Below are 23,816 nucleotides of genomic sequence, written 5' to 3'. Positions count from 1 at the left end.
TCGGCGGATCACGTGCGATCCGCAGCGGTTTGCGAATCGGCGTTGTCATACCCGTACGCGCCGTAGTTGCCATACCGGGCGGAACGCAGCCCCGGCCAGAAGCCGTTGAACACGACCGCGGTCGCGCGCGCGCCGACGCGTTCGATCCGCTTCGACGCTTCGAGCAGTTCGCCCGAGGTCGTCACGCCGGCACGTGCCGCAAGCAGGATCGTGTCCGCCTGCGCAGCCAGGACGACGGCGTCCGTCACCGGCAACAGCGGCGGCGCGTCGAGCAGCACGACGTCGTAATCGCGTGCAACGTGCATCAGCAACGCCGACAGACGATCGGACGACAGCAGTTCGACGGGCCGATCGGCATACGGGCCGGCCGGCAGCAGGTCGACGTTCGGCGCGACGTCGCGCACGATGGCGTCGGCGGCGGTCGCGCCGCCGCGAAGGACGGTCGACAGGCCGATCTCCGGCCGCAGGCCGAAGCGCTTGGCCAGCTTGCCGCGACGCAGGTCGCCGTCGATCAGCAGCACCCGCTTGTTCGACTGTCCGAGCAGCGCGGCCACGTTGGCCGACACGAACGATTTCCCGACACCCGCGGACGGCCCCGTGATCAGCACACGGTTGCCGTCGGGCTGGTCCATCAACTGGAATCGCAGCGCCGTGCACAGGCTTCGCAGCGCCTCGACCGCGGGTTCGTTCGGTCGCGCCAGCGCCAGGACCGTCGCCCCGCCTGCCGCCGCGTCACGCTGCGCGAGCCGGTGTTGCGCAACGCTGTGCGGAATCGTCGCCATCACGTTCAGGTTCGTGTCGCGCTCGATCTCCGCGGGATCGGTCACGCCGCCGAACAGCACCGCGCGGCCGATCACGGCGCACGTGCCGAGCACGAGCCCTATCAGCGCGGCCATCACCGTGACCAGCGCCGGCCTTGGCCGCACGGGCTTGTCCGGCACGATCGCGCGATCGATCACGCGCACGTTGCCGATCTTGCTCGCGGTCGCCAGGCGAAGCTGCTGGACGCTGTTCAGCAAGCCGACGTAGATCTCCGTTTGCACGGTCACGTCGCGGCGCAGGCGTACGACGTTCTGCTGCGCATCGGGCAAGCGCCGGATCGTGTCGTTGATGGTCCCGATCTGTGCGTTGGCGGCGGCGATCTGCCGGTCGACCGCAGCGAGCTCCGGGTGAGCCGGCGTCAGCGTCGACGCCAACGCCCGCCGCTTCTGTTCGAGCTCGAACAGCGACATCTGCGCGGCGGTCGATTGCGTCAGCATCGCCTTCGCCTGCTCGGTCAGGTCCACGATTTCATGGCGGGCCTGGTATTCATTGAGGCGATCTTCGGCCGCACGCAACTGACGCTCCACGGCCGGGACCTGGTCGCTCAGGAACGCCAGCGACTTCTCGGCGGTGGCCGCCTTGCGGCTTGCGTTCTGCTGCACGTAGTTGTCGGCGATCGCGTTCAGCACGGCCGCCGCGCGCACCGGATCATGGCTTTCGTACGACACGCCGATCACGCCGGACTGATCCTTGCCGCGGTTCGCTATCGTCAGTTTCTTCTGCAGTTCGGCGAGCACGACCTGCCTCGAATCCGCCTTCACGACGAACTGCGCGCCCGCTTCGGCTTCGATGCCGGCCACCTGCAGCGTCACGTCGCCGGCGGCCGTCTTCACGCGCAGCGGCTCGCCGATCGCGCCTTCCGCATCGCGATCGAGATCGCTGCCAGACAGGCGATAGCGCCCGTCGCCCAGCGACGTGACGATGAACGTATGTTTCTGGAAGTCGCGCGGCACGTCGAATGCCGGAACGTCGATGCGCTCGTTGCCCCAGACGAACCCGCCGATCCCGAACAAGCCGGGCGTCGACAGCCTGCGATTGAAGCGCGCGACGGCGGAGCCGATCACGGGCACGCGGCGCGGATGCGCTTCGATGTGCAGGCGCTGACCGTCGACGACCGGTTCGGTCACGAGCCGCGAGCGCAGGATTTCCATCTCGCCGTCGTCGGTCGACTTCACGTCGAACAGCGCGCCGAGGCCGCCGACGAGCCCGCCGTCCGCCATGCTGCGCAGGTCCGAGCCGCCGCTTTCCACCTGCACGGCAATGTCTGCCTTGTAGACCGGCTTCACGACGAAGGCATAGCCGGCTCCAAGCGCGGCACACGCCGCCGTGACCGCGACGATGCGGCCTGCGTGCCGGATCAGCACGTCGAGGATGCCGCGCACGTCGAGTTCGTCGGCGTCGTGTAAATGAGGTTGGCGTGGGTTCGATGCGTTCATTTGAGGCTCACTGCAAGTGTTCCGGCGCATCCGCGCCGGTATCCGGATGCGGCTGCGGGTTCGGTTCGAAGGTGGCGATCCGCGCGGCCCAATCGGCCACGCCGTGCTCGATCAGCCTCATCGCGTAGTCGTAGACGTAGCGGCTTCGGCGGTACGGATCGGGAACGTCGGTCTGGTAGCGCTCGGTCAGGCAATACACACGGCCGCGCGTCATCGGGCAAATCCGCTCGATCAGATGGCGCTGCGCGACCTCCATCACCAGAATCAGGTCGGCCCACCGGCAGGTTCGTTCATCGACGCGTCGGGCCCGATGCGCGGACAGGTCGAAGCCGCGCTCGATCAACAGCGCATTCATCACCGGGTCGACCGCCGTCCCGCCGATCGCCGCGACGCCGGCCGACTCCACCGTGCGACCGGGCAGCGCGCGCGACAACAGCGCCTGCGCGGCCGGGCTGCGGCATACGTTGCCGGTACACACCACCAGGATCCGTTTCATCATTTCGTGACGATCGCGGCCGTCAGGCCCGCGTTGATGGCCGGCAGCAGTTGCGCGAGCACGCGGCCGAAGCGCGCAAGCTTCGTGCTGTCGACGTACACGACGTCGCGCGGCTGCAGCTCGAACTCATTGGCGAGCACCATCGACACCGGCGAGCTGCCGTCCAGATGAAACACCTGCGCCTGCCGGTCCGCGCCGGCGCGAATCACGTAGGTCTGCCTGGGATCGGCCGTACCCTGGTTCACGCTGCCGGCCTGCGACAGCGCGTCGGCCAGCGTGAGCCGGCCGTTGCGCAGCGGCAGCGCCGTCGTCGGCTTGTTGACTTCGCCCATCACGTACACGCCGAACTGGTCGCGCGCGCCGACCTGCAGCAGGTCGCCGTTGCGCAGCACGATGCGCGACGGATCGACGCGCTCGCGAATCAGGCCCGGCAGGTCGACCGGATAGGCGGCACCGTCGCGCACGAGCGTCATGCGGCTCTGATCGGCGTCGGCCGTGAAGCCGCCCGCGCGCGTGACGGCTTCGAGCAGCGTCATCGGCGTGTCGTTGAGCGGGTGCGCGCCCGGCGCGCGAACTTCGCCGTCGATGTAGACGCGATTCGCGCGATACGACGCGACGCGCACCGTCAACTGCGGCGCGACGAACCACTTCGACAGCCGCGCGCGCAGCGCGGACTGAATCTCGCTCGTGCTCATGCCGGCGACATGCAGTTCGCCCACGTACGGAAAGGCCAGGTTGCCGGCCTGATCGACGACGAAGCCCGCCGGCGGATCGGCAGCGCGCACCTGCTGCGTGCCCGGGTTGCCCTGCGCCGCGGCCAGTTCGGGGTGATCCCACACGGTGATCTGCAGCACGTCGCCCGCGTCGATCGCGTACGGCGCCGGCACCGCAAAGAGCGCCGCGCGCGTGCGTTCCTCCTGTGCGCTCGCCTCGCGCCGCTGGGCCGCGATCAGCTCGCCGTCGATCGGCCCGATCGGTACCGATGCCGCCGCTTCACGCGAAGCGGGTGCGTTTCGCGGCTGGCCGGACGGTGCCGCGACGATGCGATGCATCGACACCGCCAGGCCGCCTTCGTATGCCTGCGTCGCGATCCCGCCATCCCGCGCCGCATCGTGCGCGAGGTTCATATGCATGCCCGGTTCGATCGTGCAAGCGGACAGCAGCACGACAGGCAAGACCGTCATTGCCGATCGCAAGCGTTGCGCCCGTGACCCGGGCCGTTTTCCAGTTTCCATTTCCGTTATCCAGAGCGTGTGCATCGACGCGTCATTCAATAGGCATTGCGATGCGTGAATCCATACAGGACGGTCGCCGCCACGATCCTTACGTCCATCGCAAACGACCAGTTGTTCAGGTAATAAAGATCGTGTTCGACCCGCTTCTGCATCTTCTCGACGCGATCCGTCTCGCCGCGATGCCCGTTGACCTGGGCCCAGCCGGTGATGCCCGGCTTGATCCGGTAGCGCTGGATATAGCCGTCGACAAGGGGCTGGTAGAAGCGGTCGTGCTCCACCGCATGCGGGCGCGGCCCGACCACCGACATGTCGCCCTTCAGCACGTTGAAGAACTGCGGCAGTTCGTCGAGGCTCGTGCGTCGCAGCAGCGCGCCGACACGCGTGACGCGCGGGTCGCCTTGCGTCGCCTGCCGGACTTCGCCCGGCTCGCGCGGGTCGGGCACGCGCATCGTCCGGAACTTGTAGATCGTGAAGATGCGCCCGTAAGCGCCCCTGCGTTGCTGCCGGAACAGCACCGGCCCCGGCGACGACAACTTCACCGCCAGCGCAACGACGGCCATCAGCGGTGCGATTCCGATCAATGCCAGGCCCGCGAACACGCGGTCGAACACCGCCTTGCCCACCAGCGCCCGCGCTGAAAGCGGCGACGAGACGAGATCGAGCGCGTGACCACGAAGCGCCCCGTTCGGATGAAGCGGCGTCATGCCGGTGAGGTCGGGCATGAAGCGGATGTCGACCAGATCCTCGGCGAACGCGTGGACGATCTCGCCGACGCGATCGGCCTCCGACAGCGGCAGCACGATCCAGATCTCCCCGACGTGTGCGCGACGCACGTACTCGACGAATTCGGCGAGGTCACGATGCACGGCCGGCTCTTCCGGCCCGATCGGCGACGAACCGGACATGTCGAAGATCGCGGCGATCTGGAACGACCGCCCCGTTTGCCGCGCATCGCGCCCGACGAGCGTCCGGCAACGTTCGCGATGCCCGACGAGCGCAACCGGTTTGCGCCGGGCATGCCGCGCCGCCGCGAAAACACCGAGACACCACCGCGCGGCCTGCGACACGACGAGCGCGACCGCCGACAGCGCGAACCAGCCGGCTAGCCAGCCGAGCGCGACCGGAAATTGCCGGTCGTGCGCCATGACGGAAATCGCGCCGACGCACAACGCGACGGCCAGGCAGGCCGGCGCAAGCCACACGCGACGCCACGACAGGCGGCGCTCGGGATCGCCGTACACACCGACCAACGGAAACAGGACCAGCGCGCACGCGATCGAAACGGCGATCAGCACGGCATCAGATCCGGCAGACGGCGAGCCGCCCAGCCAGCTTCTCGCTGCCCATGCGGTGACGACGAGCAATACGGCGTCCAGCAACCTGAACCGTGAAGCTGTTCCGCGAACGGCGGGGGTATATCTAGTTTGGTTGAACGAAGGCATAACCCTGGGCGATCATCCGTCGCGATCGATTGGCGACGGAACGGCGGTGCATCTACACGCAATGCACGCCACGCCGGCACGAATCGAATCCCGGATCGATGATCGATTTCATGTGTTGTTTAGTAATGCGAATCTGAATCGATTGACATGGACCTTCAATCAAACGTCACGGATCGTTAAATTTCGCACCTGGCTGACGTGGCCCAACAACTTCAACGAGACCGACGCCCTCTGCTTACCGCAAGCCCATCGCTTATCGAAACGATGTAAGACTTGATACTGCCACTACGATCTGGTGTTTTAAATCGTTCATGTCCTAAACTAATTGGCATAGAGCCATTACTTGTCCCATTTGACAATGAGGCCCCTGCCTACAAGGCGTGTCTATTGATGTCAAGTGACCGAGCAAGCCTCGTGATGTGTGCCGGATCATTTCGCGAGCCGGTGTGAAAACACTGCCATCCCGCGAACGCGATGGCCGACGACTGCGACGCGTGTCGGTGTTGCGACCAGAGGCGGCGTCAACGCGCCGCTGCGCATGGGCGGCAGGTTTCGCCGCGCGTCCCGAGCAACGCCCGCCAGCGCTACTTACGCGTGTTGTTTCAGGTGACAGCCGGCTCGGTATCGACGCGCATCGGCGTCGCCTGTTCCGACATGACGTGCCGGCTCGGCGGCGAATTCGGGGATCTCGACTGCAGCAAAACGGCGAGCGTGTGCCGTGCGCTCGTCACGCTGCCGCTCGTGCGCAGCTGTCACGGCAGCGTCAGCGTTCGCTTCGCGTACGAGAACAGGAAAGTCCGCTTGGGACGTGATTGAAATTTTTCAGCGAGATCGCTTGAGGGGCGCGGCCCGGACGTAAACGAAATACCGCCGGCAAGCCGGCGGCAAAAGATGCGCCACGGATGACGTGGCGCACCTGAGGCACTCGATTCAGCGAGCGCGGGTCATTGAGCTGTGAATGACCCGTGCGACGCTGCCGCGACGGACGCGCAAAGCATCGCGACCAGCACACCTTGAGTGTGACGACGGGAAAGGTTGGTCTTCATGTCGTTATCGTTCGATAGAGTCGTTGTTCGGCTTATGCGTCCGTGCGAACTTCGATAAACCCCCGGCGTGGCGCGATGGTGGTCTCCCCGCTGCCGCCCCCGTTGCTTTCGGCCCGGTCAGTCGTACCAGTACGTCCGATTTCAGACGCCGCAGTACGCCTAGCCCGAGTACCAGTAGCCGTAATGGACGTCACGCCATTGCGTGCGCCATTTCCAGTCTTCTTCGTCTTCCTTCTTCGCCTTGCGCGCGAACTCGAGCAGCTCCTTCGATTCCTTGTCGCCGCGGAAACAACGCAGGCCGGGATCGTAGGCCGCTTTCGGCCGGGCCTTCGCGGCCTGCTTCAGCGCGACGACGCGCGCAGCAATTCTTCGAGCTTTTCACCTCCGCGAGCTTGGCTCGCAACCTGGTCGCGCGCGGCGCAGCGGATACAATCCGCCAACGCCGACACGCTGCCCAAGGCTCTCTCAGGTTCTCTCTTTGAATCGTTCCGTCACTACTTCATTGCCGCCGCTCTTCGCTGTATCGGCTGTCGCCGGCATCGATCCCAAACATGACGCGGCAAACAATAGTGACGTGGTGAGCAATAATAATGGAGAAAAATGGCATGTCAAGGTCCTTCGCTTTTTCAAAACTTGCGTGACGCGTCACTTTTGATATCCTCTTCCTCGCCCAAAACCCCTGGAGACCCCATCGAGATGCCCAACAGCGAGCAGGCCAACGTCGATCTGATCACCGCCAACAAGGTGCGCGACCTCCTGAACCGGAACGGCATTCCGCCGCGCAGTCACAACACGACGATCGCGAACGTGCTCGGCCTCAGTTTCTCGGTCGTCACGCGCAAGATGAAAGGCCTGATCCCGTGGAACCTGTCGCAGTTGCAGGACATCGCGACGCACTTCGGCGTGCCGCCCGCGATCCTGCTCGACGACAAGGGCGCGCAGCCGCCCGCGGCCGAGATGGTCGATGCGACGCTCGTGATCGAGTCGCGGCGCTTTCGCTGCCGCGCCGCGATCTCGACGAAGGCCAGCAGCCAGATCGAAACGGATTTCGTCGCGCTGCAGTGGCAAGGCGAATGGATCGTCACCGAGCGTCAGCACGCGCGCGAAGGGCGCACGTATGCGGTCGACGTCGTCGAGCTGCGCTCGAGCCAGCCGAACGTGTACGCGGCGCGGATCGCCGTGGTCGACGATTCGCGGGACGTCGCCGAAACGGTATGTGAATATTTCATCGAGAAAGGCGTGAACGCGATCCCGTACTTCGACGGCGCCACGTTCCGCAAGGCGCTGGAAGTCGAGGATTTCGACGGCTACATACTCGACTGGATGCTCGGCGACCAGACCGCCGCCGATCTCGTGCGCGGCATCCGTTCGAGCGAGAACAGCGGCGCGCCGATCTTCCTGCTGACCGGCAAGATCTCGACCGGGGAAGCCAGCGAGGACGAAATCGCGCACATCGTGTCCCACTACAACGCGCGCTGCGAGGAAAAGCCGGTGCGTCTGCCGATCCTGTTCGCCGAAGTGGCGCGCGAACTGAAGATCGCGCTGCCGGCCGTGGCCGCCGCGGGCTGAGACCGGAACGACACCCCACCACCGCACGACCGAGGGAAAGACATGCGAATTTCAACCATCTGGACCAAGAGCCTGCTGACGGCCTGCCTGCTCGGCATGGCCGCCGCGGCATGGGCCGCTTCGTCGTTTACGTTCACCGTCGACGGCAACATCGACAAGAGCAACCAGCAAGGCAAGACGGCATACGTGTTCTCCGAGCAGGCGCTGATGGCGCTGCCGCAGCATACGATCGTCACGTCGACGAGCTGGACGCCGAAGGCGACCTTCACCGGCCCGCGCCTGTCCGACGTGCTGAAGGCCGTCGGCGCGCACGGCACGCAGATCGAATTCCACTGCATCGACGAATACACGTTCACGATCCCCGTGTCCGACGCCGACCGGTACGGCGTGATCCTCGCGCGAACGATGAACGGCAAGGTGCTCGGCAACGACAACTACGGCCCGCTGTGGATCATGTATCCGCGCGACCAGTATCCCGACGAGCTGAAGACGCCGCTCGGCGAAGCCAAGTTCGCGTGGCAGATCATCGGCCTGACCGTGAAGTGAAATGACGCGGCCGCGGCGGAAAAACAGAAAGATCATCCTGGTCCTCGGGTCGCTGTGGATCACGGGATTCGCCGCGTGGGCGTTCCTGCTGTGGGATCTGCTGGCGACATCGGTCAACGAGGGCGTGCTCGAAGGGCCGCGCGAAGGCGTGTTCTGGACGGCCGCGCAATACCGGAACGTCTATACGCGGTTCGACCGGCAGCTGATCCTCTACGCGACGCACGAGGACGACGATTTCGATCGCGTGCAGATGCAGCTCGACAGCCTGTCGGTGTCGTTCGGGTTCCTGCAGCGGCCGTCCGAGGTATCCGAATACTGGCTGCGCATCCCGCGCGCGCGCAACGAGATCGCCGCGCTCGGTGAATTCATGGCGCGCCTGAAGCGCGACGTGCCGTTGCTGCGCGGTGCGCCGAAGCATGCGCGGCAGGTGATCGACGACGTCAATGCATACTGGCCGAAGGTCAACGGCCTCGCGAACTACTTCCGCGCGATCGAGATGGCGCAGCGCGATTTCACGTTCCATCAGCTGAAGGAAAAGCAGCGCGCGATCCTGACCCTCGGCATCGTGCTCGGCGTGATCCTGTGCGCGCTGTTCCTGCTGCTGTTCTATACGATGCGCACGCGCGACGACCTGCTCGAACGGCAGGACGCGGCGCTCGACGCGGAACGCAAGGCGTCCGATCGCGCGTTCGAGATGATCGAGGCGAAGAACGCGTTCCTCGGCATGGTCAGCCACGAGCTGCGCACGCCGCTGCAGGCGATCTGCGGGTCGATCGAGATCCTGCTCGCACGCCCGCAGTCCGACGCGAACCTGAAGACGATCCGGCGGCTGCAGAATTCCGCGCTATCGCTCGAAGCGCTCGTCAAGGACCTGACCGACTACATCAAGCTGCGCTCGACGAAGCGCCTCGCCGAACTGGAAACGGTCGGCATGGCGCCGCTGCTCGCCGAAGTGATCGAGCCGCTGCGCGACAAGATCGCGGCCAAGCGGATCGCCGTCACGCAGCAGGTCGAGCCGCACGATCTCGCGATCCGCTCGGACCGCAAGCTGTTGCGGCAAGTGCTGTCGAACCTGATCGAGAATTCCGTCAAGTACACGCTCGGCGGGTCGATCAAGGTATCGATCACGCTCGCCGACGCGCCGGCCGGCCGGCAATTGAAGCTTGCCGTGCGCGACACGGGCACCGGCATCGCGAAGCCGCACCTGTCGAAGATCTTCGAGCCGTTCTACCGCGCGAACGACGCGGTCGGGCTGCACGTGGACGGGATCGGCATGGGGCTCGCCGTCGTGCGCGAAATCGTCACGACGCTGCGCGGGCATGTGGACGTGCGCAGCGTGGTCGGCGAAGGCAGCGAGTTCGTCGTGACGCTGCCCGTCGAAGTGCCCGACTTCGTCGAGGCCGCCGGCGAAGCGCCCGCGTGGTCGGCCGCCGCCGCGCATCGCGACCTGCGCGCGCTGGTCGTCGACGACAACGACAACGCGCGCGAAACGCTTGGTGCGATGCTGTCGGCGCTCGGCATCGAAGCCGATCTGTGCGGCACCGGCCAGGAAGGCGTCGCGCGCTTCGGCACGGGCCGCTACGACATCGTGGTGCTGGATCTCGAACTGCCGGACCTGAGCGGCTTCGAGGTCGCGCGGCGCATTCGCGCGGTCGCTCAACCGGGCGACGACGGCCGCCATCCGACTATCATCGGCGTCAGCGCCTATGAATCGGCAGCGCTGCGCGAGAACGAACAGGTGTTCGACGAATTCCTGCCGAAGCCCGTGCACCTGCGCGAACTCGGCGCCCTCATCGAGAAGCTGCTCGGCTGAATCGGTATGCCGCGTGCAAACGCGCACGACATCGCGCGCCGGCACTGCGTCGCGCGTTCCCGCTCACGTTCCCGATTATTCGCCGATCAGATGCAGCACGATGTCGCGCCGGTGCGCCGCGCGGCGATGCTCGAACAGGTAGATCCCCTGCCAGGTGCCGAGCACCATGCGCCCGTGCTCGACCGGAATCGACAGCTGCACCTGCGTGAGCGCCGTGCGCAAATGGGCGGGCATGTCGTCGGCGCCTTCGGTGTCGTGCTCGTAGCGCGTGTCGTCCTCGGGCGCGAGCGTCGCGAAGTAGCGTTCGAGATCGCGCTGCACCGACGGATCTGCGTTCTCCTGGATCAGCAGCGATGCCGACGTATGCCGGCAGAACACGGTGAGCAGGCCCGTGCGGATCGACTGCTGGTCGACGAACGCGCGCACCTGCGACGTGAATTCGACGAGGCCGCTGCCGCGTGTGTCGACGGCGATATGCGTGATGGCCTGTTGCATGGCGATGCCTTCAGGCCAGCGCAGCGAAGCCGTCGGCTTCGATCTGCTTCGCATCGGCGGGGCGCACGACGCGCGCGACTTCGACGCCGTCGCGCAGGAACACCAGCGTCGGCCACAGCTTCACGCGGAACGAACGGCCGAGCGGACGGCCCGGGCCGTCCTCGATCTTCAGGTGGCGCACGGTGGGGTGTGCGGCGAACGACGCCACGATCGCAGGTTGCGCGCCCGCGCAGATGCCGCACCAGTTCGCGCCGAATTCGATGACGGTCGTGCCGGCGAGTGCGTCGACTTCCGCGCGCGTGGGCGCCTCTTCGGAATAGCGTTGCGGGGTGTGCATCGGGCCCTCATGTGCAATTCTGGAACATGACCGCACCGGCTCGGCGGGTGCGATCGGCGATGTCCTACTGTAGCGGAAAAGCCGGCGCGATGCCGGCGCACGCGGGCACGGAAGCCGGCCGGCGCAATGGCCCGACGCCTTCCGCGCGCCGTCTGCGCATCACGCGCAATTTCCGTTCCGCCATCGCGCCGCCGCCCGCTGGATGACACGACAAGAATCGGAGCGCCGCGCGGCCGCGACGGGATCAGCATGCGGACTGATCCGTCAACGAAACGAAGGCCCCGACCATGAACGTTCCGCATCGCGTCACCGAACCGAACATCCTCTATTTCGGCACGCCCGTCGTGCTGGTCAGCACGCTGAACCCGGACGGCACAGCAAATCTTGCGCCGATCTCGTCTGCGTTCTGGCTCGGCTGGCGCGGCGTGATCGGCATCGCCGCCAGCTCGCAGACCACCCGCAACCTGCTGCGCACCGGCGAATGCGTGCTGAACCTGCCGTCGTCGGCACAGGCGCACGCGGTCGACCGGATCGCGCGCACGACGGGCACGTATCCGGTGCCCGACGGCAAGCGGGCCAGGGGTTATGTATACGAACCCGACAAGTTCGGCACGGCCGGGCTCACCGAGGCGGCCTCGCAAACCGTGTCGCCGCCGCGCGCGCTCGAATGCCCGGTTCACCTGGAAGCGGTCGTCGCGGCCGCGCACGGCCTCGCCGATGAAACGCCCGACCTGCGCGGCAAGATCACGCTGTTCGAGCTGCGCATCCAGCGCGTGCACGTGCATCCCGACCTGCTGATGGACGGCCATCAAGACCGCATCGATCCGGACAAATGGTCGCCGCTGATAATGAGTTTCCAGAAGTTCTACGGCCTCGCGCCGCAGCAAGTGCACGCGTCGCGGCTCGCCGAGATTCCCGAGCGCGCATATCGCAGCCCCGACATCGAGCGCTCGCGCAACGCAGGCGCGCCGGCCGCGCCGGCCGGTGCGCCGCAGCCGATCGGATAAGATACGGCCGGCCATCCTCATTGGCCCAAGACCGAACCGACGGAGTGTTTTCAGTGATTCAAGCTACCCCAGTATTCAAGGACAACCTCGCGCAATTGCCGGCCATCGACGGCATCGCGCGCATCGATCTCGTCGGCGCGAACGGCGACGTGGTCGCCAGCATCGAGAACCAGCCCGGCAAGCAGGGTTCGCTCGCTGTGTACCACTACCTGAAGCAGGCGTTCGGCGCGCTCGACGCGAAGGCTGCCGAGCACGGCCTCGCCGTGTTCGCGGAGCACACCGCCGACGCACGCAACCGCCCCGGCGCGCACCCGAACGTCGATCGACTGCTCGCGATCGTCGCCGGCGGCGAAGCGCTGCGCATCGACGTCGTCGCAAAGGGCTGAGCAACAGGCGGGCAATGATGCCGCGCCTCGATGCGCGGCATGCTCGTGCATCGCGTCAATGAGCGCCGGTGCATGCCGGATCGCTGTCCCACGCGCATATGCCGTGACGCATGTGCCCGTATTCGATGCCATCGATGACGGCCTCGCCCGTCACCCGTATGGGGCACCATCGCCGTTGCCGCCATCGCGGCGATCCCGTTGCTGCAGATGCGCTACGGCACGCCGGAAGGGTTTGCGCGGGTCTACCGTGGGGTGGCCCCGCGTTCGTGCTGATCGTCGCGCTGGTCGCGCTCGACAGGCGAGGTTGGACGATTGCGAGCCTGTCGGTCGGCCCGCACATCAGCGTCCAAGGGTACGCGCCGTGTCATTCGGAGAATGCAGGCGATATGCGAATGGAGCGGTTGCCCATTCCGCATCGAAACGTCGAATTATCCCGCGTGGCCTTCACACGCCGGATGCCCCGGAATCTTCACGACGCGCCCATGCACGGGCAGCGGCACGCCCGGATAGACATTGAAATCGTCGAGCTTCTGGCCGTCCGCTTCGGCACCCGTTACGGGGTAGCGCACGGTACCTGTCGCGGTTACGCGCGCACCGTCGGCTTCGCACGTGACGGAAAGCGTCCGGCGCTCTTTCGCGGGCAACTGGCGAACCAATCCGCTGAATCCGAGATTGACGACGATATTGGCGGTCGCCGCCTTTTTCTCGGTCCCCAGCACCTTGACGACCGGCTTGACGTCGAGCCGGTAAACGGTCTCCGTCTCGACCGCTCGCACTGGCTTGAGCGTGATCGTCTTCGTTTGACCAGGCGAAAGCGTCATGCGGAACGGATACGCATAGATGGACGGATGCGCCGATTCGCCAACCGGCTCGAGCCGCTCATCGTCCAGCGGCACGCCCGGGTTGAGCAGACGCGACAGCGAAATGCTCACGTACTCGGGCCGATCGCTGTTGTTGATCACTTGCACGCTCGTCGCCTTCGCGTCGACCTCCACTTCTTTCGGCATCAGGTCGATCGCGGCGAACGATGGCGCCGACATGGACAGGCAGGCCGCCGCGCAAACGCCGAAGAATACGGAAGAAAGCTGCTTCATGTGCATGTATCAGTCAATCAGTGGAAGATTGGGGCGCGCCGGGCATGACGATCGGTCATCAAGGCGCCTTGATGACCGGCTCGAATGTCATCGACAACACGCCGGAGTATGTACCCACCGTGCTCTTGAAGTCGCCTTCCGGCGGATAGGCCGAGATGGCCAGACCGTAGTAGCCCACCGAGTCCGTACCGGCCACAGGCGGCGCCGGGTTCTGGAACTGCACGTTCTTGCCGACCGACAGTGCCTTCGGATTCCCGCCTTCGTTACCGAGGAGCACCTTCGGCGACCGGAACACCTGGGCGGCGTTGGACTGGTTGCGAATCGTCAGCGGGTCGTCCATGCGAACCTGGAACACACCGCTCGTCGATACGACTTTCAACCGCGCCTGCACTTCATACGGCGTCGTCCAGCCACCGAGCTGCTGCATTTCCAGCCCCTTGTCGAACCAGCCACCCTTGTCGTCGGTCACGGTCAGCATGTCCCGCTGAGTCACGTGCGCGGTGATCTTGCTCTTGGTCTTTCCCTTGAGGTTCACGGTCTGCGGCAGCGCGACGGCGGGCACGAACAGCAGCGCAATCAGCGCGTTACAGAGTGTGGACGTTTTCACGAGATCTCCTACGATTTGGTGACGACAGTGAACGTCAGCACATCACTGTAATCTCCGCTTTTCACGGTCGGATCGACCGTCGTCTTGAAGGTCGGAACAAAGCAGGTTTTGCCCGAGCTATCGAGAGGCAGCGACGTCTTGCTCGCATTCGGCAGCGACACATTCGACGTGCCGCTGTCCAGCGTCAGGCTGTAAGGTACGAGTTGCGATGCATCCTTCAGGTTTTTGAGGCGATAGCGGTTGCTGGCAACGCCATTAGCGTTGCTCGCATTGATAATGAAATTCTTGCCGCGTATCGCTGCTCCCGAGTAACTGACGCACAGTTTCTCCGAACTATTGGAGAACGTCTTCGTCGAATCCCCCTCCTGCAATTCGCCAAGATCCCAGTCCGGAGCCGACATGGTCATCGCGATCGGCTGGGGGGGCGGTGTGCCCGGATCCTTGATGACTAGGCAGCTTCCGTTTAGGTCACCACGCGCTATATAGGCAGCTCCAGTGATTTCGCCATAATCATACCCCTGCGTGTAATTTCCAGCCCGAACGGCAATACCCGGCCATGCTGCAACCTTCTCGTTATTAATCCGGATCACAACGTTGCCCGAGAACTGATTGCCGTTGTTCCAGCTGCCCCCGCCATAATACATCGAATACGAATTGTCCGATGGCGTCCAAACACGAGAGGGTGCCGCCGATCCCATAGTTACATCGCTTTTAGGGACTATTTCGCTACTCGGACCGACAGTTCCATTTTTATCATACGTAGAAATCATTATTGATCGCGAGACGAACGCCCATTTCCCCGTATGACCAGAAGAATCTTTAAAGTCGATATCCAGCTTTATCTTGCTCGTCCCGTCCCCCTGATCAATCCATGAACAATTCCTATAACCACTAATTAGATCGGTCAATTCCAAGGCCACTGCGAGTTTAGAAATAGCCATCAGACACAACACCACTCCAACCCTGGATAGATTGCACCACGCACCGACCTTTACGCCTCTAACCATCCCGTTCATACCATCACTCGTGTTATTCGATCTTTCGTTAGCTTCATAGAAGCACGACCGCCAGATACATCCCTGTCACGGCGCCTTGACTACTGGTTCGAACCTCATCGACAACACGCCGCCATAGATGCCGGCCGTGCTCTTGAAATCCTCTTCCGGTGGATAAGCCGAAATATCGACCGTGTGATATCCGACCGAATCCTCACTCGTCGACAAAATCTTCAGTCTTGCCTGCCCCTCGTAAGGCATCGTCCAACCGCCGGTCTGCCGCATTTCCAGCCTGCTTTCGAACCAACCGCCCTTGTCGTCCGCTACAGTCAGCACATCCCGCGGAGTTAAGTAGGCGGTGGTCTTGCTCTTGGTCTTGCCGGTGAGATTGACAACCTGCGACTGTGCGAGGGCCGGCGCGATCAATCCCGAACATAGCGTTGACGTTTTCACTCGAACTCCTCTGCCTAAGATCACGACAATCCGGCTGCGGTTACCTCTGACGAGGCATCTGATAAATCACGACGCCATATCCGACGCTGATAACAAGCGGTGCCTGTGTCCCTGATATGTCAACCGCATCTACAACAATCCGCTCTCTCGGCCGGAACGTCAGACGCCATACCTGCGCCTGCGTCGGTGTGCCAAGTTCTTTCAGCATCACTCGATATTTCTGCCTTGGCGCCAGAGTAAGGCGGTTTGGAGATACCAGCAGTGTTGGACTCGGCGCTTCAGAAACTGGCAACAGACGTTCCGGGCTTTCTCCCGGATTCGTGACCAGTTGTTGCGTCACATCGAGGTACAACGGCGTATCCCCAACGTTCTCGGCCCACAGTTCAGGCACCGGCTTGTCCGGCGACAGCGTCAGTTCCGTGCGGGACAACTTCAAAATGCCCGCGGCCATGCTGCTGGTACAACACAGCGCAGCGAGCATACCCAGCGCCCAACGCCGCTTGTGTTTCATCACGGGCATTCCAGCGTCATCGGCTTTTCGTCGACGCGCAACGACATCCGCTTGGTCTCAAAATGCTGCGGCGTGCCTGGGAACACGGCAACAGTCTGCGGGGAAGCCGACTGGCCGATCTTCACGTCATTGAAGATCTGGCGAATATTGCCCGTGCTCTCCAGCGTCATCCCGCCACCCTCGCAGCGATGCGTCCAGCCCGACTGCTGCTTGCCCGGCGGCGGCATGTGCCGCACGAGCACGCCGTAGCCGATCGCGACGGACATTGGCGCCGTAATCTTGTCCTGCGGCGCGTCATCGACCTTGAGGGACCGTACCGGCAGGATGTACAAGCGGTACAGCGCTTCCTGTTCCGGCTCAGCGAGCGATTTCAGGACGATCGCGCGCGTCTGGCCCGGGCCGAGCGTCAGCTTGTCCGGGCTCGCCAGCACGCCGGGGTGCTCGAGATCGCCCAGCGCGACCTTGTTTTCCGGCGTCTTGCCCGGGTTCGTGACCTTCTGTACCGACACGTTCAGATAGAGCGGCGCATCGCCCATGTTCTTCACCGTCACCTTCTGCTCGTGCGCGTTGAACACCTTGGTCGTCGCGGGCATCACCATCAGCTCGCCTTCGGCGTGGGCCGGTTGGATCGTCGCCAGCAGCAGCCCGCACAGCGCGGGAAGCATGGTTCGCAAATTCATGTTCATTTCGTTTCCTCTCCTGCATTCGTATCGGTCGTGAGCTTGCAGCTGTAATTGCTGCCCTTCGCGTCCTTCAGGTCGCAGCTATAACGGCGATCGTCGCGCTGCACGGTGACCGTGCTCAGCATCTTCTTGCTGACGATCGAGAACAGTCCGTTCCGGTGGACCGTATCGCCGGTTTCCACCACTTTCCCGTCGATGGGCTTGCCGTCGGCGTCCGTCAGGAAGCCGCTGTAGATCATGTTGATGTCGACTCGCGCCTTCGCCGAATACACCTGCCCCGGATGCGCGCGGACGATGTTCGCCGGCACCTCGATGTTCATGTCGAGATCCTGGCTGCTGCTCTGCACACGGGCGAACGCGACATCGTTGTATGCGTTCAGCGGCACCGCATAGGTGCTGTCGCCCGCAACCGGGGCACCCTCGACGTTGAAGCCGTATTTCATGCCGTCGAGCTTCGGTGTCTTCAGCAGCATCGCGCTGCCGCTCGAGCTGTAGCGCCCGAGCGCGATGCCGTCCTTGTTCGCTGCCACCATGCCGCTGTAGTTGAAGTCGACGTTGCTGCCCGCGCTGCTGTGGCCGAGGTTCAGCGACGCGTCGCCGCGCGTGCCGGAACGGCTGCCGTATACGTTGACGCCGTAGTCGTTGCCGATGCGGTTCGCGTTCAACCCGATCGACGACGTGCCGAAGCTGTCCTGGAAATCCTTGCGGACATCGCCGCTGAACTGCGTCTGCCCGCCGGAATGCGCGGCGCTGAAGCTCGCCTGCACCTTGTCCAGCATCATGGTCATATTGAAGTACACGCCATAACCGCCGTTGCCGCGCTGGAAGCCACCCTTCTGCACACCCAGCGCGAAGGTGGCCCACAGACCGTTCGGCCGATAGTTCCAGCGCACTTCCGCCTGATGGGCCGCACCGGAATTCGACTGGTGATAGTTGTAGCCGACGGTCGCCTTGCGGATGGTGCGGCTGTAAGACACGGCCGTGCTCGGCTGCCCCTGGTAGAAGCGCGACACGTCGGTGTTCTGGTAACGGCTCACCATCAGGCTGCCGAGCGCTTCGCTCGCCAGCGAAATGTTCGCGTAACCGCCGACGCCCCTCTCCCCGCTCAGCACGCCGAGCGTTGGCGCGACGTCGATGCCGGCGATTTGCGTCGGGCGCGTCACGTTTACTTCCGCGGCCCATTTCCCGTCGTGCGCCGCAAGCATCGACGCGTTCACATAGAACTGCTTCAGGTTTCGGCTCAGGCCGGCCTCGACCAGAAACCCGCCTTCGTCCATGTCCTTGCCGGCCGTCACATGCCACGAATTGCCGTCGCCCCTTGCCCCGAAGTTGAGGTTGTTGATTTCGCGGGTTTCGCGGGCGACCACGTTGCCGTTGCGGTCGACGAGACGCACTTCCACCGAGTAGTAGCCGCCCGGAAGATCGGCGAAGCTGATCTCGTTGCGACCGATCGCGGCCGGCCGCTTCATGATCAGGCGGCCGCTGCGGTAAAACTCGTAATTCCCTTCCGCGGTCGCATAGAGAATCAGCGCCCCGGAATTGTTGTTGACCTGCAGGTTTGTCTGGCTGCCGACCGTCACGAACTGGTCGAAACTCGGCGAAAGCAGCGTACTGACCGACCCCGACGCATAGTCGATGTTGTTCTGCTTGCCCGCCCGCACATACGTGCTGGCAAAGTTCTTTTGCAGGTAATACGACGATACGCCACGCGTACCGCCGCTGCCGTAACGCGACGACGTCTGGTTCGCGTACCAGCTCACGTAGCCGAAGCTCTGCGACGGCAGGCCGACCCAGGTGTTGCCGTTGACGTTCGCGGCCCGGTAGCCATCTGACGCGGCGCGCAAGTCCAGTGACTGATTGTTGACGATGCCCAGGCTCGTCTGCGGCGCGACATAATCTTCGCGCTTGTCGCGAATCGAAATCGACCGCTTCATCTTGTCGACGGTGACGTAGTAACCGTCGACCTCGACGTCGCAGCCCTTGCTGCAACGCTTGTAATCCAGTTGCGAAACGACGTTCGTTAAGGTGCGGATGTCCTCCGCAGAAACGCCGTTTTCCTCATACTTTCCCGCATCGAACGAGAGGGCGCCATCCGCCTGCGAATAGCCGATGAACCCTGGCAGCGTCCGTCCTTTGAATGTCGCTACATAATTCGCGCTGTCATCCATCTCGGCCGCGCTGAACCCTTCAGGCACTCCGTACGAGACCTTAAGCTCTGCAAATGAATGCGACGAAACAAAAAGGAACGCACCCAGCCACAGCTTGTTGAATCGGAAGGGAACTTGATCGGCGAACACGTTATCTCTTATGGCGGGTTTGGAAGGATGGACACGCGATTTATTCTTGAGACGGCGTAAAAAAGAAGCCCCTGACGGGGCTTCTCATCAGCCCGCTTACCTGGCTTACGGAGCCGCTGATGCGACCGGCTCGAACACCATCACGAGATCGCCGCTGTAGCTGCCGTTGGTGGTCTGGTTGCCGACTTGCGTGGGCGCATCGACGTTGATCTTCAGGTTGTGGATTTCGTCGAAGCCGCCGTTGCCCGAGGTCGTTTGCGTGATCTTCTGCTGCGCGCCGAACTTGACTTCGGAGTCGCCCGCCTGGCTGGTGAATTGAACCTTGGCGTTCTTCATTTCGTAGTAGCCGCTCGACATCTTCAGCGGCTGCGCCAGCGAAATGTTGAAGTCAGCGTTCTTCGTCCACACGCGAACCGGCAGCGTCTTCGAGAACTTCGTTTGCGTGTAGTCGTTGGCTTCGAGTTCTTCCGTGCTGTACCAGGTCGAGCCGTCCGGCTTCGACACGAAGATGGCGTCGTTGATCTGTGCGGTCAGCGTGATTTTCTTCGACACGGGTTCGGCTTGTGCCGTATGTGCGATGCCGAACAGTGCGCCAGTTACGCCCAGTGCCAGAACGAGTTTGCTGAGTTTCATCGAATGATCTCTATTTAAAAATTGCGTTTCAGGAATCGAATTGCGATGAATTAATCGGAATTCGATGTGTGGAAGATCAATTCCACTGACGCTATTTTCGATGACTCGTGCCTGGCGGGATATAGGACGAATTTTAATCAACCGGCCATATATACTCGTACTTGTACGAAATTGCCAAATCTGTATTTTTAAACCGTTGATTGTTAGATGAATCTGACAATTCCCGACCGAAGTCATGCGCAAAACCCTCGCTTCGGTCGCTCACCGGCCAACTGTGCAAGCCTTGCACCAATCACTTTTGTGCCCGAACCTGCGATGTCTGCTTCAAACGACCGACGTCGCGCCGGCATTCGTATGTCCGCTCCACACGTTCGGAATACGACGGCAGACATGTAACTGGAGCCGGATGCCGTCGGAGGCGGATAGCCGGGTCGCGATCCAGATCGGGTGCGAATCGAAGCTCGACTGGATGCACCGGTACGTGCCGCGGGAGCGGGGGATTCCATCGCACGATACGTTCGGTCGGGTATTCGCGACGCGCGATCCGCCGGAGTTCGACGCCTGTTTCATTCGCTGGATGCGAGTGCTCTGTCAGGTGCCGGCCGATGAAGCAGTCGCCATCGACGGCAAAAGCGCGCGCGGCTCGCGCAACGCGAGTCAGCGTGGCATCCACCTGGTTCCGGCACGGGCAGGCAGAAGCGCATCTGCGGCCGCGCGGCGTGTATCGGGATGTTCAACGGCGATGCACGGCACGGCGGCCGTCATCCGCGAACCGACGATCAATACTCCGGATTATTTTCCCGCGGCGCGCGAACCCGGCTCGTCACCTGCCGACAGCCGTCCGAGCGCCAGCCGGACGGCTGCCTCGGTCGAACTCCACACGCGTTTCAATGCTTCCGGGCCGCCGTCCCGCATCGCGTGCTCCGCGCTTGCGCACGCGTCGCGCGCTTCGGCGTCGCCCGCCAGCGCGAAACCGCCGCGCATCGAATGCAGTTCGATGCGCAGCGTATCGGCGTCGCCGCTCGCGAGCGCAGCACCGATCGCCGCGAGCGAATGCAGCGTCGCGTCGTGCAGCGTGCGCAGCACCTCGTCGGTCATCGCGGGCGCGACAGGCGCTTGCGCTTGCCCGTGTGCCGGCGCGGACGACGCTGCGTCGCGCCCCGCATGCCGCCGCAACGCCGCGTCGAGCGTCTCGATCGACAGCGGCTTGAGCACGACCTCCGCCGCGCCGGCCTGCGCGCAGCGCCGCCGATCCTCGTCGGTCGCATGTGCCGTCATCGCGATCACGGGCACGCGCGCGCCCTGCTCGCGCAGGAAGTTCGCGAGCGCAAAGCCGTCGAGCTCCGGCATGCCGAGATCGGTCAGCACGACGTCGTACGGCCGCTCGAAGAACGCGCGCATCGCCTCGATGCCGTTGGAAACGATCGTCGCGTCGTAGCCCAACGCGTCGAGCTGGTCGCGCAGCAGCGCCCGGCTTGCCGGATGATCCTCGGCGACGAGCACTTGCAGCGGTTCGTCATCGGCGGCTTCCTCGCGCGCGTCAGCCTCCGTGCCCACTTCGGATTCCGCCTCCGCTTCGTACCCGCGCACGGTATCCGCGAACGTCCCGGGCTCCGGCGTATCGTCCCGCCAGCCAGCCGGCGCTTCGGGCAGCGGCAACGCAGCCACGAAAACCGTGCCGTCGCCAAGACGGCTGTCGACGCTCAGCTCGCCGCCCATCAGCGTCACGATGCGCCGGCACAGCGGCAGCCCGAGCCCCGTGCCGCCGAAGCGCCGGTAGATCGAGGCATCGGTCTGGATATAGACGTCGAACAGGGTCGACATGCTGTCCTCGGGAATGCCGATGCCCGTATCGCGGACGGCGATTTCGACGCCGCGGCCGGCCGGGCCCGCCTGGGCAAGCCGCACGTCGATCGTCACGCCGCCGCGCTTCGTAAACTTGATCGCATTGCTGACGAGGTTCGACACCAGTTGCCGCAGCCGCGTCGGGTCTCCCACGTAACCATCGGCGAGATCCGGCGCAATCCTGCATGCAAGCGTGAGGTTTTTCGCATCCGCGAGCGGACGGAAGATCGCGGCCACATCGTTCACGACACGGCGCAGGTCGAACGGAATGCTTTCGAGCGCCATCTGGTTCGACTCGGCCTTCGACAGGTCGAGCACGTCGTTGATCACGCGCAGCAGCGCATCGGACGACGACATGATCGTCCCCAGCCGGCGCCGCAGCGGCGCCGCCATCTGCGCGCGCTCCATCAGCTCCAGGTTGCCGATGATCGCGTTGAGCGGCGTGCGGATCTCGTGGCTCATCGTCGCGAGGAACGTCGATTTCGCCTTGTTCGCGAATTCGGCGGCTTCGCGCGCCTCGCGCAGCTTCTCCTCGGCCTGCTTGCGGGCCGTGATGTCGAGCAGCGTGCACAGCAGCACGTCGATCCCGCGGTACTTGGTGCGCACGATGTGCGCGTCGAGATAGACGGTGCCGTTTCCCGCACGCTCGACGGCCAGCTCCCGCGTGACGCGCGCACGCGCGTTGCCGGCGGGCGCGCCGTCCCGGTACGCGCGCCACAGCCGCTTGCCGAGCGGCTCGCCCGCCACGCCCCGCTCGTACGCGATCATCGCGTCGTTGCGCACGATCGCTTCGCCGTCGACGAACGACAGCAGCACGAGCCCGGCCGGCGCCGTGCGGATCAGCGCCCGGTTGAGCGCCTCGCTTTCGATCAGGCGAATCGCACGCCGATTCGCCGGACGCAGCGCCCGCCTGTCGAACATCACGATTGCGATCCACAGCAATGCGATCGCGAAAAGCGCGGGCACGACCGTCAAGCCCCCGCGCCAGGCTACGTCGCTCAGCACGGCACGCCATGAGATGGTCGCCATCACCACCTCGTCCGCTCTCGGCACCCGGTCGCTGATAACGAAGTTCATGCCCACGCGATGTGCGGCCGCCCGCTCGCCGGCGTCGTGGCGCACATGCTCGAGCGCGTGGGTCACCATCGTGCTGTCGGGCTGCCCGCCGAGCAGGAGCTTTCCGCCAGAATCGACGAGCGCGTATTCCCTGCCGGCGCCCGGCGAGCGCAGTATCCCCTCGATCAACGGCAGGCTGTTGATGACGAACCAGACGACCGGCCTGCCGTCCGCGCCACGCACCCATTGCACCATCCGCAGCACGGAGCGCCCGAGCACCGGATCGAATCGGCGGTCCAGCGCAATCGCGTTTCGACGAACGGCGGGCGCCGTCGATACGGCCGCATCGTCCGTCATCGGCCGCAGCTGCTCGACCAATGCCCTGACGTCGACACCGGCCGGCAGCGCAAGCGCTCGCTTCACCAGCGGATACCCCGCCGCAACGATGAAGTCGCCGTTCGGATCGATCAGGTAGGCAGAACCGCCCGGATCGGCCGGTTGCGGCGGCGGCAGGACGCCCGTCACCTCGACCCGCTCGAGATAGCGCGCGAGGTAAGGCAAGCGACTGTCCGCCGATGCGGCCGGCGGGATGTCGGCGAATGCGGCGATCGCAATTCGCCCTTTTTGCCCGACGAACGTCTGCTTGCCGCGCTTGCCGGCGAGCAACCCCAGGCCGCGCGAATTGTCAGCGGCGCCGGCCCACTGCAGCTCCATGTCCTCGACATAGCGATTCCGCAGCGCCCTCATGATCTCCAGCTCGGCAACGAGTTCGGCCCTGCGCCCCGTGAACTCGACGCGGAAGCGCTCGAGCGACTCCTGCACGTCGAGCAGTAAAACGAGTGTCGCGCACACCAGAATGAACCCGGAGATCGCCGCGCCGCTGGCATACAGCTGAAACTGCTGCTGCCGCCGGACGCGCCCCGGTTCGAATGGCTTGCGAACGGCCCCGGTGGCGTACGAAACAATTCTTTTGAGCTTTGCGGGCATGTCGTATCGATCTCGTTGCTCGTGG

General features: G+C 64.2%; 22 protein-coding genes and 2 pseudogenes. 7 read left to right on the top strand and 17 right to left on the bottom strand.

Features of this window, described 5'->3' with window-relative positions:
• Positions 1–8: 8 nt before the first annotated feature.
• The 4 genes from MRS60_RS28050 to MRS60_RS28035 form a co-directional block, all read right to left on the bottom strand.
• A complete protein-coding gene (locus MRS60_RS28050) occupies positions 9–2,258 on the bottom strand; it encodes a polysaccharide biosynthesis tyrosine autokinase (RefSeq protein WP_243566009.1) in 2,250 nt (749 codons plus the stop codon).
• A gap of 7 nt (positions 2,259–2,265) precedes the next feature.
• Positions 2,266–2,691 (bottom strand): low molecular weight phosphotyrosine protein phosphatase, encoded by a 426-nt coding sequence (locus MRS60_RS28045; protein ID WP_432207841.1) that lies wholly within the window; start codon positions 2,689–2,691, stop codon positions 2,266–2,268.
• A 62-nt stretch (positions 2,692–2,753) separates the two neighbouring features.
• Positions 2,754–3,938: a polysaccharide biosynthesis/export family protein gene (locus MRS60_RS28040; RefSeq protein WP_243566008.1), complete on the bottom strand. Its 1,185-nt coding sequence runs from the start codon at positions 3,936–3,938 to the stop codon at positions 2,754–2,756.
• Positions 3,939–4,024: 86 nt separating this feature from the next.
• Positions 4,025–5,431, bottom strand: coding sequence for an undecaprenyl-phosphate glucose phosphotransferase (locus tag MRS60_RS28035; RefSeq protein WP_105392708.1), 1,407 nt, complete (start codon positions 5,429–5,431; stop codon positions 4,025–4,027).
• A gap of 474 nt (positions 5,432–5,905) precedes the next feature.
• On the opposite strand from MRS60_RS28035, the gene MRS60_RS28030 reads away from it, so the two are divergent.
• A complete protein-coding gene (locus MRS60_RS28030) occupies positions 5,906–6,247 on the top strand; it encodes a hypothetical protein (protein ID WP_243566007.1) in 342 nt (113 codons plus the stop codon).
• Positions 6,248–6,636: 389 nt separating this feature from the next.
• On the opposite strand, the pseudogene MRS60_RS35080 reads toward MRS60_RS28030, so the two are convergent.
• A pseudogene (locus MRS60_RS35080) lies at positions 6,637–6,834 on the bottom strand (hypothetical protein); the annotation flags it as partial.
• A gap of 142 nt (positions 6,835–6,976) precedes the next feature.
• Entirely contained in the window at positions 6,977–7,126 is a 150-nt protein-coding gene (locus MRS60_RS28025) for a hypothetical protein (protein WP_181152253.1), read from the bottom strand.
• Positions 7,127–7,173: 47 nt separating this feature from the next.
• On the opposite strand from MRS60_RS28025, the gene MRS60_RS28020 reads away from it, so the two are divergent.
• The 3 genes from MRS60_RS28020 to atsR are packed head-to-tail and all read left to right on the top strand — an operon-like array spanning position 7,174 to position 10,405.
• Positions 7,174–8,046, top strand: coding sequence for a response regulator (locus MRS60_RS28020; protein ID WP_034181888.1), 873 nt, complete (start codon positions 7,174–7,176; stop codon positions 8,044–8,046).
• A gap of 42 nt (positions 8,047–8,088) precedes the next feature.
• Complete coding sequence (locus tag MRS60_RS28015; protein ID WP_034181887.1) at positions 8,089–8,592, top strand: molybdopterin-dependent oxidoreductase; 504 nt, start codon at positions 8,089–8,091, stop codon at positions 8,590–8,592.
• Between the two features lies 1 nt (position 8,593).
• Positions 8,594–10,405 (top strand): hybrid sensor histidine kinase/response regulator AtsR, encoded by a 1,812-nt coding sequence (gene atsR / locus MRS60_RS28010; protein WP_243566006.1) that lies wholly within the window; start codon positions 8,594–8,596, stop codon positions 10,403–10,405.
• Between the two features lie 75 nt (positions 10,406–10,480).
• On the opposite strand, the gene MRS60_RS28005 is transcribed toward atsR, so the two are convergent.
• Positions 10,481–10,900 (bottom strand): secondary thiamine-phosphate synthase enzyme YjbQ, encoded by a 420-nt coding sequence (locus MRS60_RS28005; protein WP_131945740.1) that lies wholly within the window; start codon positions 10,898–10,900, stop codon positions 10,481–10,483.
• Between the two features lie 10 nt (positions 10,901–10,910).
• Positions 10,911–11,237 (bottom strand): thioredoxin family protein, encoded by a 327-nt coding sequence (locus tag MRS60_RS28000; RefSeq protein WP_034181884.1) that lies wholly within the window; start codon positions 11,235–11,237, stop codon positions 10,911–10,913.
• Positions 11,238–11,524: 287 nt separating this feature from the next.
• On the opposite strand from MRS60_RS28000, the gene MRS60_RS27995 reads away from it, so the two are divergent.
• Positions 11,525–12,244 (top strand): flavin reductase family protein, encoded by a 720-nt coding sequence (locus MRS60_RS27995; protein WP_243566005.1) that lies wholly within the window; start codon positions 11,525–11,527, stop codon positions 12,242–12,244.
• 53 nt (positions 12,245–12,297) lie between these two features.
• Positions 12,298–12,630 carry a DUF2322 family protein gene (locus tag MRS60_RS27990; RefSeq protein WP_034181882.1) on the top strand — a complete coding sequence of 111 codons (333 nt, stop codon included), beginning with the start codon at positions 12,298–12,300 and terminating at the stop codon, positions 12,628–12,630.
• Positions 12,631–13,058: 428 nt separating this feature from the next.
• Here MRS60_RS27990 and MRS60_RS27985 read toward each other — a convergent pair whose 3' ends face one another.
• The 8 genes from MRS60_RS27985 to MRS60_RS27950 all read right to left on the bottom strand — a co-directional run bounded on the left by MRS60_RS27985 (position 13,059) and on the right by MRS60_RS27950 (position 19,903).
• Positions 13,059–13,730 carry a hypothetical protein gene (locus MRS60_RS27985; RefSeq protein ID WP_243566004.1) on the bottom strand — a complete coding sequence of 224 codons (672 nt, stop codon included), beginning with the start codon at positions 13,728–13,730 and terminating at the stop codon, positions 13,059–13,061.
• 52 nt (positions 13,731–13,782) lie between these two features.
• Positions 13,783–14,331, bottom strand: a complete 549-nt coding sequence (locus tag MRS60_RS27980; RefSeq protein WP_131945738.1) for a hypothetical protein — start codon at positions 14,329–14,331, stop codon at positions 13,783–13,785.
• A gap of 8 nt (positions 14,332–14,339) precedes the next feature.
• A complete protein-coding gene (locus MRS60_RS27975) occupies positions 14,340–15,347 on the bottom strand; it encodes a hypothetical protein (protein WP_243566003.1) in 1,008 nt (335 codons plus the stop codon).
• A 66-nt stretch (positions 15,348–15,413) separates the two neighbouring features.
• A complete protein-coding gene (locus MRS60_RS27970) occupies positions 15,414–15,779 on the bottom strand; it encodes a hypothetical protein (RefSeq protein ID WP_243566002.1) in 366 nt (121 codons plus the stop codon).
• A gap of 40 nt (positions 15,780–15,819) precedes the next feature.
• A complete protein-coding gene (locus MRS60_RS27965) occupies positions 15,820–16,299 on the bottom strand; it encodes a hypothetical protein (RefSeq protein WP_243566001.1) in 480 nt (159 codons plus the stop codon).
• Positions 16,290–16,976: a pilus assembly protein gene (locus MRS60_RS27960; RefSeq protein WP_165948013.1), complete on the bottom strand. Its 687-nt coding sequence runs from the start codon at positions 16,974–16,976 to the stop codon at positions 16,290–16,292. Before MRS60_RS27960 ends, MRS60_RS27965 begins: the two co-directional genes overlap by 10 nt.
• Positions 16,973–19,141 (bottom strand): TcfC E-set like domain-containing protein, encoded by a 2,169-nt coding sequence (locus MRS60_RS27955; RefSeq protein ID WP_243566833.1) that lies wholly within the window; start codon positions 19,139–19,141, stop codon positions 16,973–16,975. The genes MRS60_RS27960 and MRS60_RS27955 overlap by 4 nt, the downstream gene beginning before the upstream one ends.
• A 234-nt stretch (positions 19,142–19,375) precedes the next feature.
• The gene (locus MRS60_RS27950; RefSeq protein ID WP_243566000.1) at positions 19,376–19,903 is read right to left on the bottom strand and encodes a CS1 type fimbrial major subunit; all 528 of its coding nucleotides are present in this window, start codon (positions 19,901–19,903) and stop codon (positions 19,376–19,378) included.
• Between the two features lie 235 nt (positions 19,904–20,138).
• Between MRS60_RS27950 and MRS60_RS35230 the strand changes: the two are divergent.
• Positions 20,139–20,423, top strand: a pseudogene (locus MRS60_RS35230) (hypothetical protein); the annotation flags it as partial.
• 272 nt (positions 20,424–20,695) lie between these two features.
• Here MRS60_RS35230 and MRS60_RS27945 read toward each other — a convergent pair.
• Positions 20,696–23,791, bottom strand: coding sequence for an ATP-binding protein (locus MRS60_RS27945; RefSeq protein WP_243565999.1), 3,096 nt, complete (start codon positions 23,789–23,791; stop codon positions 20,696–20,698).
• Positions 23,792–23,816 lie beyond the last annotated feature (25 nt).

The sequence above is a fragment of the Burkholderia pyrrocinia genome (genome assembly GCF_022809715.1).
GTDB classification, from domain to species: domain Bacteria; phylum Pseudomonadota; class Gammaproteobacteria; order Burkholderiales; family Burkholderiaceae; genus Burkholderia; species Burkholderia pyrrocinia_C.
This window is presented reverse-complemented; position numbering and strand designations above follow the sequence as displayed.

What these genes read in the sequence shown, in the direction of transcription:
- MRS60_RS28005 (WP_131945740.1), bottom strand. Translation starts at nt 10,900, where the DNA reads ATGCAACAGGCCATCACGCATATCGCCGTCGACACACGCGGCAGCGGC.
- MRS60_RS28000 (WP_034181884.1), bottom strand. Translation starts at nt 11,237, where the DNA reads ATGCACACCCCGCAACGCTATTCCGAAGAGGCGCCCACGCGCGCGGAA.
- atsR (WP_243566006.1), top strand. Translation starts at nt 8,594, where the DNA reads ATGACGCGGCCGCGGCGGAAAAACAGAAAGATCATCCTGGTCCTCGGG.
- MRS60_RS27955 (WP_243566833.1), bottom strand. Translation starts at nt 19,141, where the DNA reads ATGGATGACAGCGCGAATTATGTAGCGACATTCAAAGGACGGACGCTG.
- MRS60_RS28050 (WP_243566009.1), bottom strand. Translation starts at nt 2,258, where the DNA reads ATGAACGCATCGAACCCACGCCAACCTCATTTACACGACGCCGACGAA.
- MRS60_RS27945 (WP_243565999.1), bottom strand. Translation starts at nt 23,791, where the DNA reads ATGCCCGCAAAGCTCAAAAGAATTGTTTCGTACGCCACCGGGGCCGTT.
- MRS60_RS27985 (WP_243566004.1), bottom strand. Translation starts at nt 13,730, where the DNA reads ATGCACATGAAGCAGCTTTCTTCCGTATTCTTCGGCGTTTGCGCGGCG.
- MRS60_RS28020 (WP_034181888.1), top strand. Translation starts at nt 7,174, where the DNA reads ATGCCCAACAGCGAGCAGGCCAACGTCGATCTGATCACCGCCAACAAG.
- MRS60_RS28030 (WP_243566007.1), top strand. Translation starts at nt 5,906, where the DNA reads ATGGCCGACGACTGCGACGCGTGTCGGTGTTGCGACCAGAGGCGGCGT.
- MRS60_RS28035 (WP_105392708.1), bottom strand. Translation starts at nt 5,431, where the DNA reads ATGCCTTCGTTCAACCAAACTAGATATACCCCCGCCGTTCGCGGAACA.
- MRS60_RS27950 (WP_243566000.1), bottom strand. Translation starts at nt 19,903, where the DNA reads ATGAAACTCAGCAAACTCGTTCTGGCACTGGGCGTAACTGGCGCACTG.
- MRS60_RS28015 (WP_034181887.1), top strand. Translation starts at nt 8,089, where the DNA reads ATGCGAATTTCAACCATCTGGACCAAGAGCCTGCTGACGGCCTGCCTG.
- MRS60_RS28040 (WP_243566008.1), bottom strand. Translation starts at nt 3,938, where the DNA reads ATGACGGTCTTGCCTGTCGTGCTGCTGTCCGCTTGCACGATCGAACCG.
- MRS60_RS27960 (WP_165948013.1), bottom strand. Translation starts at nt 16,976, where the DNA reads ATGAACATGAATTTGCGAACCATGCTTCCCGCGCTGTGCGGGCTGCTG.
- MRS60_RS27975 (WP_243566003.1), bottom strand. Translation starts at nt 15,347, where the DNA reads ATGAACGGGATGGTTAGAGGCGTAAAGGTCGGTGCGTGGTGCAATCTA.
- MRS60_RS27995 (WP_243566005.1), top strand. Translation starts at nt 11,525, where the DNA reads ATGAACGTTCCGCATCGCGTCACCGAACCGAACATCCTCTATTTCGGC.
- MRS60_RS27965 (WP_243566001.1), bottom strand. Translation starts at nt 16,299, where the DNA reads ATGCCCGTGATGAAACACAAGCGGCGTTGGGCGCTGGGTATGCTCGCT.